This window comes from Alexandriicola marinus (assembly GCF_004000435.1).
Lineage (GTDB): Bacteria > Pseudomonadota > Alphaproteobacteria > Rhodobacterales > Rhodobacteraceae > Alexandriicola > Alexandriicola marinus.
The window spans coordinates 716908-730931 of record NZ_RBVZ01000001.1; the positions used below are offsets into that span (position 1 = coordinate 716908).

At 65.1% G+C, this 14024-nt stretch carries 16 protein-coding genes and 1 tRNA gene; 7 read left to right on the plus strand and 10 right to left on the minus strand.

The window, feature by feature from the left end; all coding sequences use genetic code 11:
• Nucleotides 1-36: 36 nt before the first annotated feature.
• Nucleotides 37-360: an iron-sulfur cluster assembly accessory protein gene (locus tag EP376_RS03535; protein ID WP_127654715.1), complete on the minus strand. Its 324-nt coding sequence runs from the start codon at nucleotides 358-360 to the stop codon at nucleotides 37-39.
• 109 nt (nucleotides 361-469) lie between these two features.
• Between EP376_RS03535 and EP376_RS03540 the strand changes: the two genes are divergently transcribed.
• Nucleotides 470-1642 carry a deoxyguanosinetriphosphate triphosphohydrolase gene (locus EP376_RS03540; RefSeq protein ID WP_127654145.1) on the plus strand — a complete coding sequence of 391 codons (1173 nt, stop codon included), beginning with the start codon at nucleotides 470-472 and terminating at the stop codon, nucleotides 1640-1642.
• 35 nt (nucleotides 1643-1677) lie between these two features.
• Here EP376_RS03540 and EP376_RS03545 read toward each other — a convergent pair whose 3' ends face one another.
• A complete protein-coding gene (locus EP376_RS03545) occupies nucleotides 1678-2679 on the minus strand; it encodes a hypothetical protein (RefSeq protein ID WP_127654146.1) in 1002 nt (333 codons plus the stop codon).
• A 99-nt stretch (nucleotides 2680-2778) separates the two neighbouring features.
• Here EP376_RS03545 and argS point away from each other — a divergent pair, with 99 nt between their 5' ends.
• From argS to EP376_RS22920, 6 genes are all read left to right on the plus strand, one after another.
• Entirely contained in the window at nucleotides 2779-4521 is a 1743-nt protein-coding gene (gene argS, locus EP376_RS03550; protein WP_127654147.1) for an arginine--tRNA ligase, read from the plus strand.
• Between the two features lie 96 nt (nucleotides 4522-4617).
• Nucleotides 4618-5688: an SPOR domain-containing protein gene (locus tag EP376_RS03555; protein WP_127654148.1), complete on the plus strand. Its 1071-nt coding sequence runs from the start codon at nucleotides 4618-4620 to the stop codon at nucleotides 5686-5688.
• Nucleotides 5688-6692, plus strand: a complete 1005-nt coding sequence (locus tag EP376_RS03560) for a glycoside hydrolase family 3 N-terminal domain-containing protein (RefSeq protein ID WP_127654149.1) — start codon at nucleotides 5688-5690, stop codon at nucleotides 6690-6692. Before EP376_RS03555 ends, EP376_RS03560 begins: the two co-directional genes overlap by 1 nt.
• On the plus strand, nucleotides 6689-7486 hold the full coding sequence (locus EP376_RS03565; protein WP_127654150.1) for a segregation and condensation protein A: 798 nt from the start codon (nucleotides 6689-6691) through the stop codon (nucleotides 7484-7486). The genes EP376_RS03560 and EP376_RS03565 overlap by 4 nt, the downstream gene beginning before the upstream one ends.
• Nucleotides 7479-8132, plus strand: a complete 654-nt coding sequence (gene scpB, locus EP376_RS03570; protein WP_127654151.1) for an SMC-Scp complex subunit ScpB — start codon at nucleotides 7479-7481, stop codon at nucleotides 8130-8132. Before EP376_RS03565 ends, scpB begins: the two co-directional genes overlap by 8 nt.
• 2 nt (nucleotides 8133-8134) lie before the next feature.
• A complete protein-coding gene (locus tag EP376_RS22920) occupies nucleotides 8135-8290 on the plus strand; it encodes a hypothetical protein (protein ID WP_164744856.1) in 156 nt (51 codons plus the stop codon).
• Nucleotides 8291-8298: 8 nt separating this feature from the next.
• Here EP376_RS22920 and EP376_RS03575 read toward each other — a convergent pair whose 3' ends face one another.
• From EP376_RS03575 to EP376_RS03610, 8 genes are all read right to left on the minus strand, one after another.
• The gene (locus EP376_RS03575) at nucleotides 8299-9375 is read right to left on the minus strand and encodes a 2'-deoxycytidine 5'-triphosphate deaminase (RefSeq protein WP_127654152.1); all 1077 of its coding nucleotides are present in this window, start codon (nucleotides 9373-9375) and stop codon (nucleotides 8299-8301) included.
• Between the two features lie 65 nt (nucleotides 9376-9440).
• A tRNA-Pro gene (locus EP376_RS03580) sits at nucleotides 9441-9517 on the minus strand.
• Between the two features lie 57 nt (nucleotides 9518-9574).
• Nucleotides 9575-10375: a MerR family transcriptional regulator gene (locus EP376_RS03585; RefSeq protein WP_127654153.1), complete on the minus strand. Its 801-nt coding sequence runs from the start codon at nucleotides 10373-10375 to the stop codon at nucleotides 9575-9577.
• Between the two features lie 10 nt (nucleotides 10376-10385).
• Complete coding sequence (gene ihfA / locus EP376_RS03590) at nucleotides 10386-10688, minus strand: integration host factor subunit alpha (protein WP_127654154.1); 303 nt, start codon at nucleotides 10686-10688, stop codon at nucleotides 10386-10388.
• Nucleotides 10689-10782: 94 nt separating this feature from the next.
• Nucleotides 10783-11754, minus strand: coding sequence for a beta-ketoacyl-ACP synthase III (locus tag EP376_RS03595; RefSeq protein WP_127654155.1), 972 nt, complete (start codon nucleotides 11752-11754; stop codon nucleotides 10783-10785).
• Nucleotides 11755-11756: 2 nt separating this feature from the next.
• Complete coding sequence (gene plsX, locus EP376_RS03600; protein WP_127654156.1) at nucleotides 11757-12911, minus strand: phosphate acyltransferase PlsX; 1155 nt, start codon at nucleotides 12909-12911, stop codon at nucleotides 11757-11759.
• Between the two features lie 23 nt (nucleotides 12912-12934).
• Entirely contained in the window at nucleotides 12935-13141 is a 207-nt protein-coding gene (rpmF, locus tag EP376_RS03605; RefSeq protein WP_127654157.1) for a 50S ribosomal protein L32, read from the minus strand.
• A gap of 207 nt (nucleotides 13142-13348) precedes the next feature.
• Nucleotides 13349-13921: a YceD family protein gene (locus tag EP376_RS03610; protein WP_127654158.1), complete on the minus strand. Its 573-nt coding sequence runs from the start codon at nucleotides 13919-13921 to the stop codon at nucleotides 13349-13351.
• Nucleotides 13922-14024: the final 103 nt, after the last annotated feature.

The window sequence follows — 14024 nt, forward strand, 5'->3', positions numbered from 1 at the left end:
CGGGCAGGGGCGGGCTGCGGTAGTCGCGCCCGTCGATCAGATGGAAAACGACGTGCCGCAGCCGCAAGAACTGGTCGCGTTGGGATTGTCGATCACGAATCGCGCGCCGATCAGCTCTTGCGTGAAGTCGATCGTCGCATTGGCCAGGAAGGGCAGGGACACGCTGTCGATCACGACCTTTTCGCCCGCGCCTTCGAGCACGAGATCGTCGTCCTTGGGCTGGTCAAGGTCGATTTCATACTGAAAACCGGAACAGCCGCCGCCTTCGACGGCCACGCGCAGCACTTTGCCATCGGCAGAGGCGCCGATTTCAGCCAGTCGGGCGAATGCCCGGTCAGTCACCTTGGGGGGGAGCGTCAACATGGATCGGCCCTTACCGTTTTGGTTCAGTTCACATATAGGAAAGTCAGGCTGATCCGACAAGCGTCGCAAAAGACGCGGGACAAGAAACCAAAGGCGAGGCAACGCCATGACAGCGGTCTATGCATGTGACCCGGGCTCGGCCCGGGGCCGGCTTCATCCCGAGCAGGAAAGCCGATTTCGGTCTCCGTTTCAAAGGGATCGCGACCGGATCATCCATGCGAGCGCCTTTCGCAGGCTCAAGCACAAAACGCAGGTCTTCATCGAACACGAGGGCGATTATTTCCGCACGCGTCTGACCCATTCCATCGAGGTGGCGCAGGTCGCACGCACGGTAGCCGCAGCCCTTGGCCTCAATGTCGAACTGACCGAAGCCGTGGCGCTGGCCCATGATCTGGGCCATCCGCCCTTCGGCCATACCGGAGAAGAGGCGCTCAATGCCCTGATGCGCCCCTATGGCGGGTTCGATCACAACGCGCAGGCGATCCGCATCGTCACCTCGCTTGAACGCCATTACGCCGATTTTGACGGATTGAACCTCACGTGGGAAACGCTCGAAGGCATCGCCAAGCACAATGGCCCGGTGCCCGAGCCGATCCCCTATGCGCTGGCCGATTACAACGCGCGCCACGATCTGGAACTTCACACCCATGCCAGCGCCGAGGCGCAGGTCGCGGCCCTGTCGGATGACATCGCCTACAATCACCATGATCTGCATGACGGGCTGAGGGCCGAGTTGTTCTCGACCGATGAACTGGCCGATCTGCCGGTTCTGAAAGGCTGCTTTGCCGAGGTCGACAGGATCTATCCCGGCCTGAACTACTATCGCCGCCGGCACGAGGCGCTGCGCCGGTTCTTCGGCATCCTTGTCGAGGACGTGATCGACCTTGCGCAGGAGCGTTTCGCGCGCGCGGCCCCGGAATCCGTCGATGATGTGCGTCACGCCGGACATATGATGATCAGGTTTTCCGATGGGTTATGGGCCGATCTTAAAGTGATCCGCGAGTTTCTGTTCTACCGCATGTACCGTGCCCCGGTGGTCGTCACGATGCGCGAACAGGTGACCGAGATCGTCGAGGACCTGTTCCCCCTGTTCATGGAACGGCCCGAGGAATTGCCTAAGCAATGGCGCAAGGACGTGGCCGACGCGACCAGCGATCTCGCGCTTGCGCGGATCGTGGCGGATTACATCGCGGGCATGACCGACCGCTTTGCCATTCAGGAGCACACCCGTCTGTGCGGTGGCCGGATCACCGCCAAGGGAATACTCGACGGCGGGTGAGGCGCGGTCCGGGCCAATTGCGCCAATCGGACCGGTCAGGACCCGCTGTCATCCTCTGCCACACGGCCCGGGCGATCGGTCCGCCGCCACCTGATCGCGACGAGGCCCGCCAGTGTCAGAACGGCGATCGCGACGCCCGCGCCGGTGCGCAATTGTGTGCCCCGGGCGAGCGCCGCCCGTATCTCGGCAAAGTTCGTCGGCATCGCGTCCGAGCGGAACTGGTCGAAGACCGGCGCCATGCCCGGGGTCAGATAGGCCATCGCCCCGAGGATCAGCACCGCGTGAAGCCATTGGATCTGTGCCGCGATCCGGGGACGGCGTCGATGTGCCGCCAGCATCAGAAGCGGCAGGGCCACGAAGGCGGGCCGCAGGTCGATGCGCTGTCCGGCATCGGCGGCCAGAAGGCCAAGGCCCGTCAGGGTCGCCACGATGGCCGCGATCGCATAGGCGCCGCCCGGTTGTTCGGCCTCTGCCATCTGAAGCGCCAGCATCAGCAACACGATCAGCGCGGGCAGGGTCAGAAGCGACAGGGCCGCGATCTCGCCCGTCGCGGCGGCCGTGGCCAGCAGCACAAGCGTCGCGGCGGTGGTGATGCGGACAAGCCACCTGTCGGGTGTGCTGTCTTCGCGGGCAAAAAGGCAGGCTGCCCCGATCAGTGCGAGGCCAAGGAAACTGCCCAGCCGCAGAAACGGCAGGTTGCCGCGCAGGGCGTCAAAGGGGTCAACAAGGCCCTCGGGCACAAGCCCCGTCACGCGCGGATCGAGTGTTGCGGCGGCAAGCGCGAGGCACAGAACCGAAAGCCCGATACCCAGCGCCGCGAAACCCGGCCGACCCGCCACGGCGAAAATCCATGCCACGGCCATCAGCGCCATCGCTGCCCCGGTCTGGGTGTTGCCCCATCCCAGCGCCAGATCGACCGCCCAGCCCATCTGATCCAGATCGGGCAGATCAAGGCGGGGCAGGGCCAGGGCCGCAAGGCTTGTCGCGCCCCACAAGAGCGCAAAAAGCCAGAAGAGGAGGGAGCTGAGGGTCGTCAAGGGTCGAATACTCCGAGGGTCGCATTGACCTAGCCCGCGCGCATGTTAAACGCAAATCTCAGTCCGAAAACAGCCCAGAGCGGCAAGGGAACCCCGATCATGAACCTCTTTGCAGATATCCGCGATCTTGTCCTCGATTGTCTCGACGGGCTGGTGCGCGACGGTCGTCTGCCCGAGGGGCTCGAGACGGGCAATGTCGCGGTCGAGCCGCCCCGCGATCCGGGCCACGGTGACATGGCCACGAATGCCGCGATGGTTCTGGCCAAGCCCGCGGGCATGAAGCCGCGCGATATCGCCGACATGCTGGCCGAGGCGCTGCGCGCCGATCCCCGCATCACCGAGGCGACGGTCGCGGGGCCCGGCTTTCTGAACCTGAGGCTGGATGCCGCCCGCTGGCAGGACGTCGTGCGCGCCGCGCTGAGCGATCCGACCTATGGCCGGTCCTCCATGGGGGCCGGGCAGAAGGTTAATGTCGAATATGTCTCGGCCAACCCGACGGGGCCGCTGCATGTGGGCCATACGCGTGGTGCCGTCTTCGGCGATGCGCTGGCCTCGCTTCTGGATTACGCGGGCCATGACGTCACGCGCGAATATTACATCAACGACGGCGGCGCGCAGGTCGATGTTCTCGCGCGGTCCGTCTATCTGCGCTACCTTGAGGCGCATGGCCACGAGGTCGAGTTTCCCGACGGCACCTATCCCGGCGACTACCTCATCGAAGTGGGCGAGGCGCTGAAGGCCAAGGTCGGCGATGCCTATCTGGGCAAGGACGAAGACGAGTGGCTGATCCCCGTCCGCGAATTCGCCACCGAGGCGATGATGGACCTGATCCGCGGCGATCTGGCCGCACTCGGTGTCGAGATGGATGTCTTCTATTCGGAAAAGTCGCTTTACGGCACCGGCCGGATCGAGGCCGCGATCGACGATCTGCGGTCCAAGGGCTTGATCTACAAGGGCACGCTCGAGCCGCCGAAGGGCAAGATGCCCGAGGATTGGGAGCCGCGGGAGCAGACGCTCTTCCGCTCCACCGCGCATGGCGACGACGTGGACAGGCCGATCATGAAATCCGATGGCGCCTGGACCTATTTCGCCCCGGATATCGCCTATCATTACGACAAGATCAGCCGGGGTTTCGATCAGCTGATCGACATCTTCGGCGCCGATCACGGCGGCTATGTCAAGCGGATGAAGGCCGCCGTCTCTGCGCTGTCGGACGGAAAGACGCCGCTCGACATCAAGCTGACCCAGCTTGTGCGCCTGTTCCGCGACGGAGAGCCGTTCAAGATGTCCAAGCGGGCGGGCAATTTCGTGACGCTGCGCGACGTGGTCGATCAGGTGGGCTCCGACGTGACCCGGTTCCACATGCTGACCCGCAAGAACGACGCACCTCTGGATTTCGATTTCGCCAAGGTGACCGAGCAGTCCAAGGACAACCCGGTTTTCTATGTGCAATATGCCCATGCGCGGGTGCAATCGGTGCTGCGCAAGGCGGTCGAGGCCGGGATCGCGGTTGATGAGGCGACGCTGGCCTCGGCGCAACTTGGCCGGCTGGATCACGAGGCGGAACTGAACCTGATGAAGGTTCTTGCCGAATGGCCCCGTCTGGTCGAGATCGCGGCCCGCACCCATGAGCCGCACAGAATCGCCTTCTATCTTTATGATCTTGCATCGAATTTCCACGCCTTGTGGAACCGCGGCAACGAAGAACCCGGCCTGCGGTTCCTGCAGGAAGGTGACTCGGATGCCACACAGGCGAAAATCGCGCTCGCGCGGGCCACTGCCGTTGTGATTTCGCACGGTTTGGGTATCCTTGGCGTCACTCCGGTCGACGAGATGCGCTGAAGCGCACGATCGGGCTTTTGCCCGGACCGGACATAGAGGCAAGGCAAGAGACCCCGGCGCGGGGCAATCTCGCGTGGTCGGGGCAGTGAGGCAGACATGGCAGAAGTGACGCAAGAACCCGCATACGGGTCCGGCGCCACGTCCGGAACCGCGATCGGCTCCCGGGCGGGTATGGCTGTGCAGGTAACGGGTGCGGTGATGTCCCTGGCGCTCCTGGCCGGGATGGGTGTCTGGGGATACAAGCTCGTGATGCGTGACGTGAACGGCATCCCCGTGGTTCGCGCGATGGACGGCCCGATGCGGCAGGCGCCAGAGAACCCCGGCGGAGAGCTGGCGCTTCATACCGGGCTTGCGGTGAACGAAGTCGCCGCGCAGGGCGAGGCCGCCCCGCCCGAGGAAACACTGGTTCTGGCGCCCGCGACGCCGGATCTGACCGAAGAAGACCTACTTGTGCAACCCACTGCCGAGGCCGGCGAATACCTGCCGGAGGATTTGGATCTGGCGGGGACCGCACCCATCGCGGAGGAGCCCCAGCCGATCATACTGGCACGCCCCGAAGATGCGGTCATGAGCACCGAAGACATCCTTGCTCTGGCCGATCAGATCGCCGCCGGGGCGGAACCGCTGACGGATCTGTCCTCTGACCCGGTCGTGGCCGAGACCGCACCGGCCGAAAATCCATTGGCCGATGCTGTCAGTGCGGCCGTGGCCGAACTCGTCCCCGAGGCGCCGGAGCCCGAGCCGCAGGACACCGAGCTTGCGGTGGCAGATGTGCCCGATCCGGGCGAGGGTCTGGCCCGTGCGCTGCGCCCGCCATCCCGCCCGGCCGGTCTGACGTCGACCTCTGCCGCGACGCCCGCGGGCGAACCGGCGCAGGCCTCGCAATCCTTTGCGGTATCGACCGACGAGATCCCCGAAGGCACCGTTCTGGTCCAGCTGGGCGCCTTCGACAGCGTCGATCTTGCGGGCGGCGAATGGGTCGATCTGGCGGACCGGTTCGAGGATTTCATGGACGGACGGGACCGGCTGATCCAGGTCGCGACGAGTGGCGGACGCGACTTCTATCGCCTCAGGGCCACCGGTTTCGCCGATCTCGACGATGCGCGGCGGTTCTGTTCGGCGCTGGTCGCCGAGGACGCGCCCTGCATTCCGGTCGTGGTCCGGTAATGACGGCGCAGGCCGCCGCGATCCTCGGCGTGTCCGGGCCCGAACTATTGGCCCGGGAGCGGGAGTTTCTGCGCGCGGCCGATCCGTGGGGCTTCATCCTGTTTGCGCGCAACGTCTCGGAGCCCGGGCAGCTGCGTGCCTTGTGCGCGGACCTGCGGGAGGCCGTAGGCCGCGACGCCCCGATCATGATCGATCAGGAAGGTGGCCGTGTGCAGCGGATGCGCGCGCCCCATTGGCGGGAATTTCTGCCCGCGCTGGACCAGATGGCGCGGGCCCGCGATCCGATGCGGGCGCATTGGGTCCGCAACCGGCTGATCGCGCATGAGCTGCACCAGGTTGGCATCGACGTGAATGCGGCCCCGCTGGCCGATCTGGTCGAGGAGGCGACCCATCCCGTTCTTCTCAACCGGCTTTACGGGCGCGACATCTCAACGGTGGTCGAGGCCGCGCGCAGCTGCGCCGCGGCCTTTCTCGATGGGGGCGTCCTGCCGGTTCTCAAGCATATTCCCGGTTATGGCCGGGCCTCGGTCGACAGCCACCTCGATCTGCCGCGCGTCAGCGCCGGTCGCGCGGAACTGGCGGCCCGGGACTTTGCCCCCTTTCACGCCCTGCGTGACATGGCGATGGGAATGACCGCCCATATCGTGATGGAGGCCATCGACCCGGATCGCCCGGCCACCGTCTCCCCGTTCGTGATGCAGGTCATCCGCGAGGAGATCGGCTTTGACGGGCTGATCATGACCGACGACATCTCGATGGAGGCGCTGTCGGGAACCGTCGCGGACCGGACGGCCGACGCCATCACCGCAGGCTGCGATATCGTCCTGCACTGCAACGGCAAACTGGCCGAGATGGAGACAGTGATCGATTCCGCAGGGGCTCTGTCCGATGCCGCGCAAGGCCGGGCCGACCGCGCCCTGACCGAGCGGCGCGCCCCGCGCGCCGTTGACATCGCGGCGCTGGACGCCGAACTTGAGGCGCTTGTGACCGCGGATGTGACATGACCGACGCCGATGGGTTCGACCAGACCCCGACCAGCCTGACCGAGCGCCTTGCCGCAGAGGCGCTGATCGTCGATGTCGACGGCTTCGAAGGTCCGCTTGACCTGTTGCTGACGCTGGGCCGGACGCAGAAGGTCGATCTGCGCCAGATCTCCATCCTGCAACTGGCCGAACAATACCTGTCCTTCGTCGAAGAGGCCCGGTCGCTGAGGATCGAGCTGGCGGCGGATTACCTCGTCATGGCGGCATGGCTCGCCTTTCTGAAATCGCGTCTTCTGCTGCCGCCCGACCCCGAAGAGGAGGGCCCCTCGGGCGAAGAACTGGCCGCGCATCTGGCCTTTCAGCTGGAACGGCTGTCGGCGATGCGGGAATCGGCGGCCAAGCTGATGGCGCGCGACCAGAAGGGCCGGGATTTCTTTGCCCGTGGCGTGACCGAAGACGTCGCCAGCGTGCGGCGCATCAGCTACACGGCCTCGCTTCTCGACCTGATGCAGGCCTATGCCCGGCTGCGCACCAAGGACGATTTCCGCCCCTACGTGATGGACCGGGTCGAGGTGATGACCCTCGAACAGGCGCTGGAGCGGATGCGGGGCCTTATCGGATATGCGGGCGACTGGATCGATATCTCGTCCTACATGCCGGAAGGCTGGGGCGCGACCGGCACGCGCCGCCGCTCGGCCACTGCGGCGAACTTCGCGGCCAGCCTGGAATTGGTCAAGGAAGGCCGCGCCGAGATTCGGCAGGGCGACATCTTTGCCCCGATCTACATCCGAAAGAAGGCACGCGACGATGGCTGAGGATCAGGAGCCACAGGAAGAAAGCCTCTTCACCGCGCCGCCCATGGCCGAACAGGAACGCATGGTCGAGGCGATCCTGTTCGCCACCGCGGAGCCGGTGACGATCCGCGAGCTGACCGGGCGGATGCCCCATGGCTGCGACCCGGCCGAGGCGCTGGTCCATCTGCGCAAACGATATGAGGGCCGCGGGGTCAGCGTGATGAAGATCGGGGACGCCTGGGCGATCCGCACGGCGCCCGATCTGGGCTTCCTGATGCAACGCGAAAAGGTCGAGACCCGCAAGCTCAGCCGTGCCGCGATCGAGACGCTGGCCATCATCGCCTATCACCAGCCCGTCACCCGCGCCGAGATCGAAGAGATTCGCGGCGTCAGCGTGAGCCGGGGCACGATCGACCAATTGCTTGAAATGGAATGGATCCGCTTTGGCCGGCGCAAGATGACGCCCGGCCGGCCCGTGACCTTTGTCGTCACCGAAGGGTTCCTCGATCATTTCGGTCTCGAGACGGCCCGCGATCTGCCCGGGCTCAAGGAACTGCGCTCGGCCGGGCTTCTGGACAACAGGCCACCGCCCGGACACGGGCTCGACGATGACGAGGGGGATGAAGACAGTGATGGGAGCCAGCCGCCGCTCTTTGACGAGGATTAGCGATGCTGAAATTCTTTCTGACCTTCATCGCCCGGCTTCTGGCCCGGTTCCTGTGGATCGGGGTCGGCTTTGCCGTCGTCGCGATCTTTGGGCGGGGGCAGCGGGCGCGGCAGATCAAGACCTCGCTGATGGTGCTGCGCAAGCTGGGCCGGTTCTAGACCCGCGTTCAGGGTGCCCTGAAATGCTTTGACAGCTTGAGCCCCTGTCCCTGGTAGTTGGACTTGATCTCACGCCCGTAAAGCAGGTCGGGCACCTCGGCCATGCGTTCATAGACCAGCCGGCCCACGATCTGCCCGTGTTCCAGAACGAAGGGCGCCTCGTGGCAGCGCACCTCGAGCACGCCGCGCGATCCCTGACCGCCCGCCATGTCATGGCCAAAGCCCGGATCGAAGAAGCCTGCGTAATGCACCCGGAATTCGCCCACCATGGCAAGATAGGGGGCCATTTCGGCAGCATGGGTCGGCGGGATCGTCACGGCTTCGCGGCTGACAAGGATATAGAACGCGCCGGGATCGAGGATGATCTGCCGATCGGCGCTGTGGATCGGCTCCCAGAACTCTGCCGGAGGATAATGATCGATCCGGTCGAGGTCGATCACGCCTGTATGGGGCTTGGCGCGGTAGCCCACGAGCGTGCCCTCCTTCGGCGCGAGATCGACCGAAAAGCCCAGCCCGTCGCTGATCACGGGCGGCGTATCGACCAGCGGATCGCTGGCATGAAGCGCGCGCAATTCATCGTCCGTCAGAACCGCCTGACCCTGCCGGAACCGGATCTGGTTGAGCCGCTGGCCCGGGCGCACCAGAACCGAGAAGGAGCGCGGACAGATCTCGGCCCAGAGCGGGCCGGAATAGCCCGCGGGGATTCGGTCGAATTCGACCCCGCCATCGGTGATCGTCCGGGTCAGAAGATCGAGCCTGCCGGTCGAGCTCTTGGCATTGGCGATCGCCTGAACCTCAGGTGGCAGATCAAGCCGCTCCATCAGGGGCACGACGTAGACGCAGCCCTTTTCCAGGACCGCGCCGTCGGTCAGGTCGATCCGGTGCATCTCGAATTCGGGGAGCCTCTCGCGCACGCTGCGCCCGGCGCCCGCAAGGAACGAGGCGCGCACGCGGTAGGCTTCGGTGCCAAGCCGCAGGTCGAGGCTGGAGGGCTGGATCTGTTCCTCGGCCACGGGCGGATCGGCGGCGATCGCGCCGCTGTCGATCATCTTGCGCAGTTTCTGGCTGGGCAGAACCCCGATCATGTCGACCTCCCTCGTGGCACGCGGCCAACAAAAACGCCCGCACCGGGAACCGGGCGGGCGGTTTTTGGTCGGGCTAGCAGGACTTGAACCTGCGACCTTCCGTCCCCCAGACGGACGCGCTACCAGGCTGCGCTATAGCCCGACGTGATCGCCTTCTTACCAATATCGCCGACAAGGGCAACCCCCGTATTTCGCCGTTTCACGAGCCTGCCGCATTGATCCGCACGGCAAGGTCGTGCAGGCGGGCAGCAAGGGGAGCGATCTGGCTTGACTGACGCGCAAGCTCTGCCGGGTTGGCGCGCAGAACACGGCTCAGGGCGCCGGGCCGGCCCCCGATCGCGTCTTCGTCGGGCAGGGGGGGCGGCGGCGGCAGGCTTGGCCGCGAAAAGGGCAGGACGTCCGCCTCGGGGCCGGGGGGTGGCATCGTGGCGGCCTCGGCCCGTTTGCGCACGAAAGGCAGGGAGACCTCTTCCCGGACGGGTGGGTCCTCGGCCGCATCCTTCGCAGACAGGGGCTCCGGCTCCACTAGGGGTTCCGGGTCCGGTTCGGGCGGTGGCGCAGGCTCCGCGGCAGCGGGGACCGGATCGGCGGGCCATGGGTCTTCGGGGTCCCATTCGACCGGATTGATCTTCGGCGCAGGCTCCGCCTCGACAGGGGCCTCGGCCTCGACGACTTCCTGTGCGTCGCCGTCAATCAGCTCACCGGCCTCGGCCTCTGACGTGGCGCGCGGATCGGCACCAAGGGCCGAGACGTATTTCACGCCCTTTTCGCGCAGAAGTTTCTGCGCGCCCTTGATCGTCAGACCCTGATCATGAAGCAGCGTCTTGATCCCGGCCAGAAGCGCCATGTCGTCGGGGCGGTAATACCTGCGACCGCCCGCGCGTTTCACGGGCTTGATCTGACTGAACTTGCTTTCCCAGAATCGCAGGACATGTGCCGGTGTATCCAGCCAGTCGGAGACTTCGCTAATCGTGCGAAATGCGTCCCGGGATTTTGCCATGTGCCCGACCTCAGCGTCGGTTTCCGGCAGCGACCCGTTCCTTCATCAGGTGCGATGCCCGGAAGGACAAAACGCGCCTCGGGTGGATCGGCACTTCTTCGCCGGTCTTGGGGTTGCGTCCGATCCGCGCGGATTTCTCACGCACGGAAAACGTCCCGAAGGAAGAGATCTTCACGGTCTCCCCGTCGACCAGCGCATCCGAAATGTGGCGCAGAACGGCCTCGACAAGATCAGCACTATCATTACGCGACAAACCAACTTCGCTATGGACAGCCTCGGCTAGGTCCATCCGGGTCAGGGTCTTCTCGGCCATGTCTGTCTCCCTGTTTCCGAGACATTAGTGCCGGTCGCAATTTAGAGTCAATATCAAGGGCTTGCGCAGCAGGGCTGAGAGGCCGGGAGACAGGCTACCAGCGCAGCACGACAGAGCCCCACGCAAGGCCGCCGCCGATTGCCTCTGTGACCAGCAGATCGCCCTGCCGAATCTGCCCGCGCTCGACGCCCACCGACAGGGCCAGCGGGATCGAGGCGGCCGATGTATTGCCATGATCCTGAACGGTCAGAATCACCCGGCTCAGCGGGACGCCCAGTTTCTTGGCGGTGGATTTGATGATGCGGATGTTGGCCTGATGCGGCACGACCCAGTCGACGTCATCGGCGCCGAGGCCCACGCTTTCCAGCGCGTGATGCGCGGTTTGGGCCAGCTTCTCGACGGCATGGCGAAACACCTCCGGCCCCTGCATCCGCAAGAAACCGTTCGTCCCGGTCGAGATGCCACCATCGACATAAAGCAGGTCGCGATAGCGGCCGTCGGAATGCAGATCGGTGGCGAGGATACCCCGATCGTCCGAGGTGCCCGCGCCTTCCTCCGCCTCGAGCACAAGCGCGCCGGCCCCGTCTCCGAACAGGACGCAGGTGGAGCGGTCGGTCCAGTCCATGATCCGGCTGAAGGTTTCCGCACCGATCACGAGGACCCGTTTCGCCTGGCCCGACAGGATCAGCGCATTGGCATTCGACAGCGCATAGACGAACCCCGCGCAGACGGCCTGCACATCGAAGGCAAATCCTGTCGTCATGCCGATTTCGCTCTGCACCATGGTCGCGGCCGAGGGAAACGTCAGATCAGCGGTCGAGGTCGCAAGGATCACCGCGTCGATGTCGGACCCTTTCAGCCCCGCAGAGGCCAGTGCGGCACGCGCGGCGTGGGTGGCCAGATCGGAGGTGTTCTCGTTGTCCGCGGCGAAATGGCGCCTCTCGATCCCGGAACGGGAGCGGATCCATTCGTCGCTCGTGTCGAGGGTCTTCTCGAATTCAGAATTCGGGACCACCCGCTCGGGCAGATAATGCCCGACGCCCCGGACGACCGCACGTAGTGTCATTGTCAGTCTTTCCTTGCCCCCGCACTGGCGCGTGCCCCGGTCTGTTCCGGGATCTCGCCAACTGCCCTCCCGCTTTGCGGCGCATCTTGTGCAAGCGCCGCCGCAGATGCAACCCGCGCCGCCAGCCTGTCGGAAAAGCCCGATTTCCCAAGATCATAAGACAGAACCAGCGCCGCCGCGACGCCCGTTTCATCCGCCGAACCATGGCTTTTGACAACCGTGCCGTTCAGGCCAAGGAACACGCCGCCGTTGACCCGCCTGGGATCGATCCGCTTGCGCAGCCGGCTGAGCGATCCGCGCGCCAGAAGCGCCGCAACGGTGCTGAGCAGGGTCTTGCGAAACGCTTCGCGCAGGAAATCGGCGATGATATTGGCCGTGCCTTCCCCGGTCTTGAGCGCGACATTGCCCGTAAAGCCGTCCGTCACGATCACATCGACACGATCCGATGGCAGATCGCCGCCTTCGACGAAGCCCACATAGGCGAATTCGCCCTTGTCGGCGGCCGCCGAGATCAGCTCGTTCGCGACCTTCAGTTCGGCCCGGCCCTTGTGCTCCTCGACGCCGACATTCAAGAGCCCGACCCGCGGCTGCGTGATGCCCAGCCCGTTGCGCGCATAGGAGGCGCCCATCAGGGCATAGGCCAGCAGATCGTCCTGATCGGCCCGGATATCGGCACCCGCGTCCAGCATCACGTTGAAGCCTGACGGGTTGCGCGATGGCCAGAGGCAGGCGATGGCCGGCCTGTTCACGCCATCGACCTTGCGCAGGCGCAGCATCGACACGGCCATCAATGCCCCGGTGTTGCCGCAGCTGACGCAAACCGAGGCCTCGCCGTCGCGCACGGCATCGATCGCCGACCACATCGAGGTGGATTTGCCATTGCGCATGACCTGGCTCGGTTTGTCCGACATCGCCACGACATCGGGCGCATGCACGACGGTCACCCGCGCGCCGAGGCCGCGTCTGGCGACCAGCGGATCGAGCGTGTCTTTCGGCCCGTGCAGAAGGACATGGGCGTCGGGCGCGGATTTCAGGAAATGCGAAAGGCCCGCGACAACCGTCGCAGGCCCGGAATCACCGCCCATCGCATCGACTGACAGGATTACCCGGCCGGTCCCGACTGCCTTGTCAGGAGATGCTCCCGCGGCGTCCGACATTCCAGGCGGTCCGATAGCCGGCCTCAGGCCGCGTCGTCGTCGAGATCGATCTCGTCGGCCTGTGCGATCACTTCGCGATCAGCATAGGAGCCGCAGGACGGGCAGATGTGGTGCGGGCGCTTCAGCTCGCCACAGCTGGGGCATTCGTTCGGGTTCGCAGCAACGAGCGCATCGTGCGACCGACGCATGTTGCGGCGGGATTTGGAAATTTTATTCTGTGGGACAGCCATGTCTCAACCTCGGTTCGTTCGGGCCCGTCCGGCCCCTGTGTCAGGATATATCCGCCAGTCTTTGGACCTGAGCAGCGTCATTCGGGCGCGTCTTACAGATGAATGGTTCCCCTGTCGAGGCGCGATATCAAAGAGGCCGCATACATACTGCCCCGCTACGAAAGAGCAAGCGTTTTCTGGCCGGTTTTCGCGGGATCGGCCAAGGCCTCAATGGTCGTCGCCGCTGTCGCCGCTCAGCTTGTCGCGGAGCGCCTCGAGCCCGGCAAAGGGTTTAAGATCGGCATCCCTCAACGGCGCCGCCCCGGGTTCCGTTACGACGACCTCGCCCAATTCGGCCTCGGCCTTGCGCGGAAAGGGCGGCAGGGCAAGCGACAGGGCTTCGATCATGACGGCCGCCAGATCGATTTCCCGGGGCAGGGCCTCGACCGTGTCGTCCTCGGGCATCTCGACCTCGCCGGCCTCGAGCTCGGATATATCCGACAGGTAGCGCCGGGTGACATCCTCGTCGATTCGGGTGGTCACCGGGTCAAGCGTGACGACGCATTCCTGCGCGACCGTGGCGCCCAGATGCGCGTCAAGGCGCCAGTCGTGGCTGCCTTCGGCGGTGATCCGGCCTTCGAATCGCAGTTTGCGCAGAGACAGGATCGACAGCTCTTCCGCGATCCGGGCACGCCATTGCGCATCGGGCTCGATCAGGAAATCCCGACCCGCCTTCGCATTCAGGTCTGCAACACGGATGATCTGTGACGGCGATCTCCCGCCGGTCTGGTCAGGGGTCATCCTGTCATCCTTTCTTGAACAGGGCGGTTCCATTGATATAGACCCCGATAAAAGGCACGCGCCACCCGGGACAAGGGGGTGCGACGACAAAAGGGCGGATGAT

Excerpts from the sequence above, each read along its gene's own strand:
- EP376_RS03610 (WP_127654158.1), bottom strand. The coding sequence starts at position 13,921 with ATGACCCCTGACCAGACCGGCGGGAGATCGCCGTCACAGATCATCCGT.
- EP376_RS03595 (WP_127654155.1), bottom strand. The coding sequence starts at position 11,754 with ATGACACTACGTGCGGTCGTCCGGGGCGTCGGGCATTATCTGCCCGAG.
- rpmF (WP_127654157.1), bottom strand. The coding sequence starts at position 13,141 with ATGGCTGTCCCACAGAATAAAATTTCCAAATCCCGCCGCAACATGCGT.
- EP376_RS03555 (WP_127654148.1), top strand. The coding sequence starts at position 4,618 with ATGGCAGAAGTGACGCAAGAACCCGCATACGGGTCCGGCGCCACGTCC.
- ihfA (WP_127654154.1), bottom strand. The coding sequence starts at position 10,688 with ATGGCCGAGAAGACCCTGACCCGGATGGACCTAGCCGAGGCTGTCCAT.
- EP376_RS22920 (WP_164744856.1), top strand. The coding sequence starts at position 8,135 with ATGCTGAAATTCTTTCTGACCTTCATCGCCCGGCTTCTGGCCCGGTTC.
- EP376_RS03565 (WP_127654150.1), top strand. The coding sequence starts at position 6,689 with ATGACCGACGCCGATGGGTTCGACCAGACCCCGACCAGCCTGACCGAG.
- argS (WP_127654147.1), top strand. The coding sequence starts at position 2,779 with ATGAACCTCTTTGCAGATATCCGCGATCTTGTCCTCGATTGTCTCGAC.
- scpB (WP_127654151.1), top strand. The coding sequence starts at position 7,479 with ATGGCTGAGGATCAGGAGCCACAGGAAGAAAGCCTCTTCACCGCGCCG.
- EP376_RS03560 (WP_127654149.1), top strand. The coding sequence starts at position 5,688 with ATGACGGCGCAGGCCGCCGCGATCCTCGGCGTGTCCGGGCCCGAACTA.
- EP376_RS03575 (WP_127654152.1), bottom strand. The coding sequence starts at position 9,375 with ATGATCGGGGTTCTGCCCAGCCAGAAACTGCGCAAGATGATCGACAGC.
- plsX (WP_127654156.1), bottom strand. The coding sequence starts at position 12,911 with ATGTCGGACGCCGCGGGAGCATCTCCTGACAAGGCAGTCGGGACCGGC.
- EP376_RS03585 (WP_127654153.1), bottom strand. The coding sequence starts at position 10,375 with ATGGCAAAATCCCGGGACGCATTTCGCACGATTAGCGAAGTCTCCGAC.
- EP376_RS03540 (WP_127654145.1), top strand. The coding sequence starts at position 470 with ATGACAGCGGTCTATGCATGTGACCCGGGCTCGGCCCGGGGCCGGCTT.